Source organism: Halomonas sp. AOP7-B1-5 (assembly GCF_052353045.1).
GTDB classification, from domain to species: domain Bacteria; phylum Pseudomonadota; class Gammaproteobacteria; order Pseudomonadales; family Halomonadaceae; genus Vreelandella; species Vreelandella colorata.
Map to the genome: position 1 here is coordinate 51,472 of NZ_JBQTDC010000009.1, position 12,275 is coordinate 63,746.

General features: G+C 53.6%; 11 protein-coding genes. 5 read left to right on the forward strand and 6 right to left on the reverse strand.

Annotated elements, in window-relative coordinates; all coding sequences use genetic code 11:
* Positions 1–5: 5 nt before the first annotated feature.
* From ACT3XD_RS06895 to ACT3XD_RS06915, 5 genes are all read right to left on the reverse strand, one after another.
* Positions 6–980: a FecR domain-containing protein gene (locus ACT3XD_RS06895; protein WP_192537566.1), complete on the reverse strand. Its 975-nt coding sequence runs from the start codon at positions 978–980 to the stop codon at positions 6–8.
* A gap of 5 nt (positions 981–985) precedes the next feature.
* Complete coding sequence (locus tag ACT3XD_RS06900; RefSeq protein WP_192537567.1) at positions 986–1,501, reverse strand: sigma-70 family RNA polymerase sigma factor; 516 nt, start codon at positions 1,499–1,501, stop codon at positions 986–988.
* A gap of 204 nt (positions 1,502–1,705) precedes the next feature.
* Entirely contained in the window at positions 1,706–2,458 is a 753-nt protein-coding gene (locus tag ACT3XD_RS06905; protein ID WP_192537568.1) for an ion transporter, read from the reverse strand.
* Between the two features lie 285 nt (positions 2,459–2,743).
* The gene (glpK, locus tag ACT3XD_RS06910) at positions 2,744–4,249 is read right to left on the reverse strand and encodes a glycerol kinase GlpK (protein ID WP_192537569.1); all 1,506 of its coding nucleotides are present in this window, start codon (positions 4,247–4,249) and stop codon (positions 2,744–2,746) included.
* Between the two features lie 96 nt (positions 4,250–4,345).
* The gene (locus ACT3XD_RS06915; protein WP_192537570.1) at positions 4,346–5,068 is read right to left on the reverse strand and encodes an MIP/aquaporin family protein; all 723 of its coding nucleotides are present in this window, start codon (positions 5,066–5,068) and stop codon (positions 4,346–4,348) included.
* 461 nt (positions 5,069–5,529) lie between these two features.
* Here ACT3XD_RS06915 and ACT3XD_RS06920 point away from each other — a divergent pair, with 461 nt between their 5' ends.
* Together ACT3XD_RS06920 and ACT3XD_RS06925 are read left to right on the forward strand one after the other, a co-directional pair.
* A complete protein-coding gene (locus ACT3XD_RS06920; protein WP_192537571.1) occupies positions 5,530–5,958 on the forward strand; it encodes a DUF2231 domain-containing protein in 429 nt (142 codons plus the stop codon).
* Positions 5,955–7,394 (forward strand): PQQ-dependent sugar dehydrogenase, encoded by a 1,440-nt coding sequence (locus tag ACT3XD_RS06925; protein ID WP_192537572.1) that lies wholly within the window; start codon positions 5,955–5,957, stop codon positions 7,392–7,394. The genes ACT3XD_RS06920 and ACT3XD_RS06925 overlap by 4 nt, the downstream gene beginning before the upstream one ends.
* 91 nt (positions 7,395–7,485) lie before the next feature.
* Here the strand turns inward: ACT3XD_RS06925 and ACT3XD_RS06930 are convergent, their stop codons facing one another.
* Positions 7,486–8,508, reverse strand: coding sequence for an SO_0444 family Cu/Zn efflux transporter (locus ACT3XD_RS06930; RefSeq protein ID WP_192537573.1), 1,023 nt, complete (start codon positions 8,506–8,508; stop codon positions 7,486–7,488).
* A gap of 71 nt (positions 8,509–8,579) precedes the next feature.
* On the opposite strand from ACT3XD_RS06930, the gene ACT3XD_RS06935 reads away from it, so the two are divergent.
* From ACT3XD_RS06935 to fhuE, 3 genes are all read left to right on the forward strand, one after another.
* A complete protein-coding gene (locus tag ACT3XD_RS06935) occupies positions 8,580–9,011 on the forward strand; it encodes a MerR family transcriptional regulator (RefSeq protein WP_018917960.1) in 432 nt (143 codons plus the stop codon).
* 150 nt (positions 9,012–9,161) lie between these two features.
* Positions 9,162–9,680 (forward strand): hypothetical protein, encoded by a 519-nt coding sequence (locus ACT3XD_RS06940; protein ID WP_192537574.1) that lies wholly within the window; start codon positions 9,162–9,164, stop codon positions 9,678–9,680.
* Positions 9,681–10,003: 323 nt separating this feature from the next.
* Positions 10,004–12,181, forward strand: a complete 2,178-nt coding sequence (gene fhuE / locus ACT3XD_RS06945; protein WP_192537575.1) for a ferric-rhodotorulic acid/ferric-coprogen receptor FhuE — start codon at positions 10,004–10,006, stop codon at positions 12,179–12,181.
* The last annotated feature ends 94 nt before the right edge of the window (positions 12,182–12,275 follow it).

A 12,275-nucleotide genomic window follows, 5' to 3' on the forward strand; every position in this document is an offset into this window, starting at 1 on the left:
TTTTTTTAACTAACCTCTTTTATGGTTACCCAGTAGTGGGTCAGACGGTCGATTTTAACCGGCAACGCATTGGCAATAGCCTGTAGTGCCCGGCCAGTATCATCAATAGGAAAAGAGCCGGACACCCGCAGCCCGGCAATCGAGGGGTCACAACGCAGCACGCCTTTGCGATAACGGCTCAATTCGGCCACTAAACTACTTAGCGGCCAATCCACTACCACTAGCAAATCGCGTGTCCAGCTATCTGCTTGCGGGGCGGCGTTGGCAACCTTCACATTACGTGTACTCATCCACGCCTGCTCACCGGCAACAATACGCTGGGTCTTATCACCAGCCGACAAGGGGATCAACTCGACCTCATCTTCCAGCACAGTGACCTGGGTAGACATATCTTGCTTGCGCACCGTAAAAACGGTTCCCAACGGTATAACCAGGCCCTGTTCAGTGCGTATCTGCAACGCTTTATTAGCAGCAACTTTTTTGGCGCGTTCACTTGTGCGTATAAAGATTTCGCCTTCGTAGAGCCGGATCACTCGTGCCGTCGAGGTTTCCACAACGTCCAGTGCAGTGGCAGTATTGAGTATCAATTGCGTACCATCCGCCAAACTATATTTGCGACGTTCGCCTCGTGCGGTACGATGACTGGCCATCCAGCTTTGCGTAGGGGCTTGTCGCCATGCCAACGAACCAATCGCGCCTCCGGCAGCCAACAAAGCAAAACTGCGCAATACTGCCCGGCGGCTATGTCCCTGATACTGTTTAAGCTGCAACGTATTGAGTGACGCGGTGCCGGGCACTGACTGTAGCTGTCGGCGTAATTTTTCCACCTGTTGCCAAGCATAAGTATGAGCCGGATCGGCCTTCAACCAGGCGTCATGTGCCTGCTTTTCTTGCTCGGTAACATCCTCGGAGCGCAGCAGCGCATCCCACCGGGCGGCAGATCTGAGGGTGTCTTTACGGGCTGCCTGATTATCAATCATCGCGGTTATTCACACATAAGCAGCAAACAATGCTCAGTGGCTTTGGCCATATACTTTTTTACTGAGCTTACGGATACTTCCAAACGCTCGGCGATCTCGGCATAGCGCAGCCCTTCCAAATGGCAGAGTAGAAATGTCTGGCTGACCTTATGGCCCAGCCCCTCCAGCATCGCATCGATCTGAAACAGCGTTTCCAGAATAAGCGCCTGCTCTTCCGGAGAAATGACTACAGGCTCGGATTGATGTTTCAGCGCTTCCAGCCAGGCCTTTTCCAACGCATCCCGGCGCACAAAATCTATCCATACCCGACGGGCAATAGTGGTCAAAAAACTGCGCGGTTCATAAATTTTACTAATTTGGGCAGTATTGCCTGGGGAGGTAAGAATGCGCAGGAAGGTATCTTGAGCCAGATCAGCCGCCTGCCAACTACAGCCCGTTTTGCGCTGCAGCCAGCATTGCAACCAGCCATAATGTGTATTGTACATTTCGGCCAGCGGCGTATTTTTAGCTGAACCAGGCATTGCCCTCTCCAAAACAGTCAGCAAACCGAAGTAATTCTAATAATAGTAACTATTTAATGCAAATAATTACCATTTGTTTTAACTGTGTTTTTGGAGGGGTCTTTTTGAGTTCATGGAATGCGCTAAGCCATCGTAAGCGATAAGCCTCTTGATACCGTTGATTACTGTGGCGTGGCAAACGCGAGTTAACGCTCTGACTGGCCTCTACGAGTGATGCTTATTTTGCAGCGCATCGCTAAACGCGGCGGCCAGGATGCCCGTGGGCATGGCGATAATGCCGATGCCTGCCACAGCGGTTAAGCCTGCAAAAAACTTACCCAGTGCGGTGATGGGCGTGACATCGCCATAGCCCACTGTGGTCAGGGTGGCGATGCTCCACCATAGGGCGCGCGGTACGCTGCCAAAAGCTTCCGGCTGGGCGGCGGCTTCTACCACATACAGGCAGCAGGATGAAAACAGCAGTAAAAGCCCTGCCACTCCGGCACTTAGCAACAGTTCATGGGTGCGAGATTTAAGGGCGTCTGCCAGGGCAGACCATGCCTGGCTAAACCGTCCCAAACGTGCCAGACGCAATATGCGCGCTAAACGCAGAAGCCGCAGTAAGAAGGCATTGTTATGGGTCATAAAACCCAGGAAGAAAGGCAGAATGGCGATTAAATCCACCAGCGCCCAGAACGAGAAGATATAGCGAATACGCCCTGTAACACCGCGATAACGCGGATCTTCACCGATCGTATATAGCCGCAGCAGATACTCAATCGTAAATACACCGATAAACACGGCCTCCAGCGCTGTAAATAGCCCTGGCGCCATCGCTCTGAGCGTCGGCTCGGTTTCCAGTATGGCGGTAAGGGATGCAAGCAGTATGAGCAGACAAATAAGCTGGTTGAGTCTCGACAACCCCTTTTCATGCCAGGCTTCTGGTGCTAACTGGTGATAGAGCTTGGCTTTATTCATGCCCTCGCTCCAGCGGGCACCGGTTGACGCACATCAATCGACGTACTGCCACAGTGGCATAAATATTCAGGTGCTTATTCCCTTGGTCGTCTCAGGCTTTGAACCTTTAATGGTTAGAACCACTTTTTATTAACTAAATCCAAGTAAACCCGAAGGCGTAATCGATTGTAAAGAAAAAGGCATGGTGTCTTTTAAATCTTGATTAGTCAGGTATGGGTGTCCTTAACGCAAAGCCCCCGACCTGGGCCGGGGGCTTATCAAATACCTGAGCTTACAGCATCAAGCTTAGGACTCTACGTGGAACGCCATGGTCGCGTTAACTGCCTTTTTCCAACCGGCATAAAGCTCGTCGCGCTTTTCGTCTTTCATCTGTGGCGTAAAGCGCCGCTCTAGCGCCCACTGTTCTACGATTTCATCGCGTGATTTCCAGAAACCGACTGCAAGACCGGCAAGATAAGCCGCACCCAGTGCGGTGGTCTCGTTCACCTCGCAGCGCAGTACGTCCACTCCCAGTATATCGGCTTGGAACTGAGCAAGAAAATCATTGGAGATCGCCCCGCCATCGGTGCGCAGCTCGGTCAGCGCAATGTCGGCATCTGCCTGCATGGCTTTGAGAACATCGGCGCTTTGATAGGCAAGCGATTCAACCGCCGCGCGCACAAAGTGCTCTTTTTGGGTGCCCCGAGAGAGCCCAAACATGGCGCCGCGCACGTTGGAGTTCCAGTAAGGCGCCCCCAGGCCGGTGAAGGCAGGCACCATATAAACGCCGTCATTATCCTTGGCGCGGGTGGCGTACGCTTCTGAATCGGACGCCTTGCCCAGCATTCTCAGGCCATCACGCAGCCACTGGATTACGGAGCCTGCCACAAACACGCTGCCTTCCAGAGCGTACTCCAGCGTGCCATCCACTTCCCAGGCAACGGTAGTGAGCAGGCCGTTTTTGGAGGGCGTGGCGTGGGTGCCGGTATTCATCAGCGTAAAACAGCCGGTGCCGTAGGTATTTTTCGCCATGCCCGGCTTGAAGCAGGCCTGGCCGAACAGCGCGGCGTTCTGGTCGCCAGCGATACCGGCAATCGGTACCTCCTGGCCCATCAGGAACTTAGGCAACACGTTGCCATAGATTTCACTGCTGGATTTAATCTCGGGCAGCATCGATTCGGGTACGCCGAACAGCTCGAGTAGCTCCGGGTCCCACTGCCGATCACGAATATTAAACAGCATCGTGCGGGATGCATTGCTGACATCGGTCGCGTGTACGGCACCGCCGGTCAGGTTCCACACCAGCCATGAATCAATGGTGCCGAACAGCAGATCGCCCTTTTCGGCTTTCTCCTTAACGCCCGCTACGTTCTCGAAAATCCACTTCAACTTGGTGGCGGAAAAATAAGCGTCAATCACCAGGCCGGTTTTATCGCGAATCATATCGGCGTGGCCCGCTTCACGCAGCTCATCGCAGATCTCGGCGGAGTGACGCGACTGCCAGACAATGGCATTGTGCACGGCCTGCCCGGTATGTTTGTCCCATACCACGGTGGTTTCACGCTGGTTGGTAATACCGATGGAGGCAATTTCGGAAACATCCACGCCGCTGTTATTAATCACCTCGGTCAAGGTGGTCAGCACGCTGGTCATGATCTCGCGGGGGCAATGCTCGACCCAACCTGGGCGCGTAAAAATCTGTTCGAACTCATGCTGCGCTACGCTGGCTATCCGGCCTTCATGGTCAAATAGCATCGCCCGCGAGCTGGTGGTGCCTTGATCAATAGCGAGGACGTAGTTTTTCTGGCTCATGAAATGCCTCTCAAGCGTTAACGTTAAACGATTATTTTAAAATCAAATCAGCATGCTGGCTTAATAAACCCGGCTGACTTAATAAACCCGGATAATTTAATAAACATAGGCGGCAAGCCCGGCGAGGATGCTGCCGACAGCAGGCCCCAGGATCGGCACCCAGGCGTAGGACCAGTTGCTCGTCCCTTTATGCTTAATGGGAAGTAGCGCGTGAGCAATGCGCGGCCCTAAATCCCGAGCGGGGTTGATCGCATAGCCTGTTGGCCCGCCTAGCGAGGCACCAATGGATACTACCAGCAGCGCCACTGCCAGCGGACCAAGCCCTGACGGCGTATGGCCAAACATGATAATGACAAACACCAGCACAAAGGTACCAATGATCTCGGTGACCAGGTTCCAACCGTAGGAAGGGATAGCCGGGCCTGTGGAGAACGTCGCCAATATGCTTGAAGCATTTTCAGTAGCGTCGTAATGCTTTTTATAGGCCAGGTAGCAAATGGTTGCACCCAACCAGGCGCCAATGACTTCAGCCGTAAAGTAGGCGACGGTGGTCATAGCGTTGATAGGAATACCGGGGGCGTACTCGTTCGCCGGGCCTACCAGCAACGCAAGCGTAACGGCAGGGTTGATATGGGCGCCGGTGTCATAGGCAACATAAACCGCACAAAAAACCGCGAGTCCCCAACCAAAGAAGATAACGATGCCATCACTACTGTTACCGTTGGTTTTATTCAACAGCACATTAGCTACCACTCCGCACCCCAATAACGTTAATACGGCCGTACCGGCTATTTCGTGTAGAAAAATTGTTTCAAGCATTGCTACTCAGCTACCCCGTTTGACCGACTCGTCACTCTTTGAAGCAGCCGGATGTTCTTTTTAGAAAATTTCGTTTTCTTTTTGGCATCCTATAGCGGGCATTTTAAAAAACAATATAAAAAAACGAACTTTTACATAATCACAATATAAGAATATGATTTTAATATAATTATATGCAAATATAGACATTAGTTTAATGCGTGTTCGCTTATTATAAACAACCACTAACTCGATCACACAAAGATCCTAAATTGTCAACTAACGAACATTTTATTTTGGATAGTTATTGAATAGTTTTCTTCTGTGCATATTTTTTAAAAAAGTATAACCGTAGTGATTTTTGGGTTAGCAAAACGTGACCTATACTCAGGGTGGCAGCGATTGAGCTGGCCATCCTAAGCCCGTATTAAAAGCGGGCCTGACCACGTTTTTTGGGGTCACTTATCAAGGAGGAACGTACTATGTCGAGGTCTTCACCGACGACCTATCTAAGCGGCATCCACCCGCTTCATGCCTTATTACTTGCAAGCACCTTTCCACTTTTTCTTGGCGCTACGCTAAGTGATTACGCCTACTCGAAAAATTTCCATATCCAGTGGAGCACGTTTTCTTCCTGGTTAATTGCCGGGGGGCTTGTTTTTGCGGGACTGGCTTTTCTATGCGCAATTATCGGCCTCTTTCGTGCCGAACATCGCCGCGGGCTTGTCCTGGTCTATCCATTGATTTTGCTGGTCACCTGGATACTCGGCTTTATCAATGCGCTAGTTCATGCCCGTGATGCATGGGCCATGATGCCTACCGGCCTTATTCTTTCGATCATCGTTACCGTACTGACCGTCGCGGCGATTTGGATCGGTTTTTCTCGGCGCACCGTCGGAGCAACGTCATGAAATATTTTGCACTTCGCTATACAACGCCTTTGGCACTGCTGCTGACTGCCAGCGGCGCTTACGCTTTTGATGTCGAACAGCCCTTCGGCCCCAACCCTACACTCCCTGAACCGCAGCGCGGGCTGCTGCCAGATATGACGGTTCCCGAACCTGCCGAATGGGGCGACCAGCTGCCTACGGTTCCCGAAGGCTACACCATCACCAGGATCGCTTCTGATCTCAAGGTACCCCGGCAAACCATCATGCTGCCCAACGGCGATATTCTGGTAGCCGAAGGCAGTGGCGGTAATGCGCCAGCGTTAAAGCCCAAGGACGTAATCGCCGGCTATATCAAGGACCAGGGCAACACCTCTGTAGAAAGCGGCGACCGCTTAACCCTGCTGCGCGATGAAAATGGTGACGGCAACTACGAACAGATGATCTTCGCGGAGGATCTGAACGCGCCGTATGGACTAGCTCTGGTAGATAACAACCTCTATGTGGCCAATCAGGACGCGCTGGTGCGTTTTGATTATGAAGAGGGCCAGACAGAAGCCAGCGGGCCGCCTGAAGTCATTGCGCAGCTACCTTCAGAGATCAATCACCACTGGACCAAGGCGATGACCGCCAGCGCCGATGGCCAATATCTTTATGTGGGTATCGGCTCTAACAGCAATATTACCGAGCGCGGTATGGAGGCTGAGGTTAATCGCGCCGAAGTGTGGGAAATCGATGCCGAAACGGGCGCTCACCGGCCCTATGCCACTGGCCTGCGCAACCCGACAGCGCTTGCCATTCATCCTGATACCGAGCAGCTCTGGGCAGTGGTGAACGAGCGTGACGAGTTGGGCTCGGACTTGGTGCCGGATTATCTCACCTCCGTTCAGGAAGGCGGCTTTTACGGCTGGCCCTACAGCTACTGGGGGCAACATGTCGACCCACGCGTACAACCGGAAGATCCTGAAAAGGTAGAATCCGCCATTGCGCCTGACTACAGCCTGGGCTCTCACGTGGCACCGCTTGGCTTGGCGTTCTCTACCCCAGCCATGGGCGAAGAATACGCTGAGGGCGTTTTTGTCGGCGAACACGGCAGTTGGAACCGTGCCGATCCGGTTGGTTACAAGGTAAGCTTCATCCCCTTCAACAACGGCCAACTCTCTGACAGCGATCCGATTGATTTTGCCAGCGGGTTTCTTACCGATGATGGTAGAGCACTCGGCCGCCCTGTGGGCGTGACGGTTGATCCGGACGGCGCGCTGATCATCGCCGACGATCTGACCAATGCGATCTGGCGGGTGACACCGGATAATCCGCCCGCTCAACAGGCGTCCGAAGCAGACGACGCTGAGACAGAAGATCCTGAAGCAGCAAGCCCTGATATAGAAGGCTCTAACACAGAAGACCAGGAAAACGAAGATCTGGAAACAGACGAGTCCGTGACAGAGACCACTGAATAACCCAGCCAGTTGTCAGCGCCTCAAGTGGCTAAGGGCCAATCAAACGCCGGGTGGGCATTCCCCATCCGGCGTTTTTACCTACTGAAAATGCTTAAAACCCCAGTAGCCGCTTACGCACTGGCCGAATAGCCACCAGTGCCAGTATGCCGAGCGCCAACCACTCCAGCCAAACAGGCAGCAGCTCCTGCACCTCGCTTGCCTGCTCGACAGGGTTCCAGCCTGTCATACCCAGCACCGTGTCAAACACCCAGCCCACCAGCACGGTCACAGCAAGCACGCTGGTAAGGTATACGGCCAGTGCCGGATTGCCCAACTCGCGGCGCAGAATGGCCAACGTCGCCAAGCTGGTGATCGGCCCCGCCAGTAAGAATACCAGCGCCATGCCGGGTGAAATCCCGGCCAACAGCAGCCCGGCGGCCACCGGCGTAGCCGCCGCTGCGCAGATATAGAGTGGAATCCCCACTACGGCCATCAGTACCAGCGCCAGCAGGCCGCCCGAGTAATAAGCCAGCGTATCCGGCGGTACCAGGCTAACCAGCACGCCGGCCAGGAGTAGCCCGGCAAACATCCACGTACTGATGTCGTCCAATAAATCGCTGAATGCATAACGCAATCCGGCTTTCAGGCCAACGGGTTCGCCGGTGTCTGAATCGGGCGTATGGCAACCCGATGAAGCGCAGCAGCCACCGGACGTGGCCGGCACTGGCGTTTCAGTTTCACGCGTAAACCCGACCAGCAGCCCGGTCACAATGGCGGTTACCAGCGCACCTGCGACCCGCACTACCGCCATCAGTGGGCCAAGCAGTACGCTGGTAAGCAAGATGGAATCAACCCCGACCCCAGGCGTGCTGATTAAAAACGACGTGGTGGGCCCACGTCCGGCACCGCCACGGTGCAAGGCAATAGCAGTGGGAATTGCGCCACATGAGCACAGCGGTAACGGCATGCCAATGAACGCCGCCCGTACAATGCTGCCAAGGCTGCGGCCGCCCATCCAGCGCTGGAGCAAATGTTCCGGCAACCATGCCTTGATCAACCCAGCAATTAGCAGCCCCAACAGCAGCCACGGGGCTGCCGTTAGTGCGATTTGCATTAGTTCGAATATCAGCGTCATGTCATCATCTACTTGTCCACAGAGGGAATAGGGTCTAGCCTAAACCCTGTAATCGTTACAGGGTCAAGCTGATGAAAAACGCTTATCGCATTGGTGAGGTAGCTACCCGCACCGGCTGCTCACCGGAGAGTATTCGCCATTATGAAAAGCTGGGGTTATTGCCTGCTCCAAAACGCAGCGAGCAAGGCTATCGGCACTACGATCAAGCAGCGCTAGAGCGTATAGGTTTTATTCGTCATGGTCGCAGTCTGGGGCTTGATCTACATAGTATTCAGGAATTGCTGGCACTTTCTGACCACCCTGATACCGACTGCGGCGCAGCTGACGACATCGCCACTCGACATCTTCAGCATTTGGAAGCGCGCATTGCCAAGCTGCAAGCGCTCGCCGCTGAGTTACGCCAAGTGGTACAACAGTGCCGGGGCGGCAAAGCCGCCGACTGCCAGATTATTCAAACGCTGTACGACCACACCCACACCTGCAGCGAACGCGGCTGTGGGTAAAGAGATGCTGGTAATAAAGGCATAGGTAATAAAGGCATAGGTAATAAAAACGTAGGTAAATAGGGAGGTGGCACGCGGAATTGAATTCCCTCATTTTCACGCAGCGTCGTCTACGCTGAGGTTAGAGTAATCGTAAACAAGGAGTAGCACATGATCGAAACAAGGGAAGAACTCGACGAGATCAGAAAGACTTGCCGCACAATGGTAACCAAAAGCTCAAGCCTTTCGGCGGGCACGGCGATCATTCCCATTCCCGGTTTAGATATCGGCTCAGACGTTGCCATATTGTTAAGGCTGATTCCCAAAATTAATGAGAAATTCGGTTTAACGCCCGAACAAATCGAAAGCCTGGATACAGAATCCAAAGTAATGGTGATGACTGCCATTTCCAACGTGGGCAGCAAGATGGCCGGAAAATACATCACCAAAAAACTGGTTGTATCGCTGCTGCAAAAGATGGGCGTTAAGGTTGCCGCGAAAGGCGCTACTAAATTTGTGCCCTTTATCGGCAGCGCCGTGGCCGGAGGTATCAGCTTTACAGCGATGAAGTATATGGGCAATAGCCATATCGACGACTGCTATGAAATTGCCTTGGCGGCGATGGAGAACGACCTTCCTGCCAACGCGACAGAGCCTATGTTTGAACCCAAGCCATCCGAGCTTGATTAGAGCAGTCTGTTACCATCGTAGCGCTTACCGTTATCGCTCCCCCTATAAGTAAGCGTCAACCTCGCTCCACCGTTTAAACCCTAAACGGTGGACGACCAACAGCGCCAATACCCCCTATTGCTTGGCAAAAGCCAGTAGATACATAATTATGCTGTGCTTTTTCAAGAACATAACTGTCCCTTCAGGCATGCCAAACAGATCCTGCCACGAATATTAAACATTCTCATGTACATTTACATTTAAGAACCGTTTTTATATGATCCTTCGCCATTAATCGACACAAAACCAGCGAACAAGCGCCGTCAAGGCGTGCAAGGGATCCTATGAAAACGTCATCACTTCATGTCTTGAACACGGCCCGGCGGCCAGTGCAACATGCCACGCTAACCGCGCTTGTTTCCGCCTCTTTACTCGCCTCTGGTAGCGCTTTCGCGCAAACCACTAGCGCCGATAGTCCTGAAGCGCTGAGTACCGTCACGGTGACCGGCACCAATCTGTATGAAAACGTTGGCTACACGCGGCGCACCACCAGTGCAGGCACCGGTTTAACGCTTACCCAGAAAGAGCTGCCGCAAGCCATTAGTATCGTTACGGAACAACGCATCCAGGATCAGAATCTGGATTCCATCGAGTCGGTGTTGAGTAACACTACCGGTATTTCGGTGCGCAATGTCGATAGTGATCGCGTTAGCTTCGCATCGCGCGGATTTCGTATCAATAGCTTCCAATACGATGGGATTCCTACGCTCAATCGAGATAATCGCTGGTATTTTGGAGAGGGACGGCTAAATACAGCGATCTACGACCGTGTGGAAGTAATCCGTGGCGCCAACGGCTTGACCACGGGCTCGGGCAACCCCGGAGCATCGATCAATTTCGTACGTAAACACGCCGACAGCCGCGAACTTACTGGCTCTATTTCCGGCACCGTGGGCAGTTGGGACAAGCGTGGCACAACCGTCGATGTCACCACGCCGCTCACGGCCTCTGGCAATGTACGCGCTCGCTTTATCGGCGGTTATGAGGAAGGTGGTGCCCACCTTGACCGCCAGGACAAGCGTCGCACCTTCGGCTACGGTATTATCGATGCCGACGTAACTGAATCTACAACGCTCTCCCTGGGTTTTGACTATCAGGATAGCCACACCTCCTCGCCCACCTGGGGTGGTTTACCGCTATGGTTCAGTGACGGGACGCCCACCAACTATTCGCGCTCGTTCAGCGTGGCGCCGGACTGGTCCTATTATGACTTCGAGTCCGAGAAAGTTTTCGCGGAAATCAGCCACCGGTTCGACAACGACTGGCAGGTGCGCGTAGTCGGCGCTCATGAAAAAACCGATATGGACGGCAAGCTGGCCTACCCCTACGTGGAATCAACCCTACCGGATCAAATGGGTGCTGGCGGCGTTACCTTCTTTACCGGGTGGAACCGTGGGCACCGTGAAGTCGACTCTGTAGACGTGCAGGCAAGCGGCCCATTTGCGCTTTTAGGCCGTGAGCATGAGCTGGTCATCGGCGGCAACTACAGCGACCAGACCAATAACTACGAAAACACCTTTATTGATGGGTTTACCGTCGATGATTTCAATAGCTGGGACGGTTCGGCCCCCAACGAAGGCTGGGCGCCCTTTACTCCCTCTGAAGCATCCAGCACCCGTCAGAAAGCCGTTTATACCGCTTCCCGCTTCTCGCTTGCTGACCCGCTAACACTGATTGTCGGCGCACGCTATACCGAGTGGGAAGGCATGACCCAATTCCGCAGCCTTGATCAACAGAGCAAGTACGAAGTCACGCCTTATGGTGGTCTAGTATACGACTTCAACAATACCTACTCGGCCTTTGCCAGCTACACCGAGATTTTCGAGCCACAGAATTACCTCAATGTTGACGGCACTTACCTGGACCCGGTGGTAGGTAAGAACTACGAAACCGGCCTCAAGGCGGCCTGGCTCAACGGCTTGCTTAACGGCTCCTTCTCGGTCTTCCGTATTGAGCAGGAAAACGTTGCCGCAGCCCTCCCGATGGGCCCAGGCCAAACCGAGACGTTTTATACCGCCGCTGAAGGTGTCGTGAGCGAAGGCTTTGAAGTAGAGCTGAGCGGTGCAGTGACTGATGATCTGGATATGACCGTTGGCTACTCTCACTTCACCGCGAAGACCGAAGACGACACGCTCAATATTAACCAGCCGCGCTCCTTGTTCAACCTGTTTGCAAGCTACAACGTGCCGCAGAAACCTGAGCTGACCGTGGGCGGCGGGGTTAACTGGCAAAGCAGCCTTTTCGCCGGCAACCTGTCTACACCAGCAGGTATTCCTACCGAATACGAGCAGGATAGCTACACTCTGGCCAACCTTTTCGGTCGCTACCAGTTCACGCCGGAGCTATCGCTTCAGGTTAACGTGAAGAACCTGTTCGACGAGAAGTACTACAGCAATGTGGGTGGCTACGGCGTTTATGGCGAGCCACGCAGCATCTCCTCAACGCTGCGCTACGCGTTCTAACTTGCTGGCGCAAGCGTTAGCACCGTGCTGACAAGATCGCCTCCATTCGGTACTTATCGGGTGGAGGCGCTTGCATAATTGAACCGGAGAACCT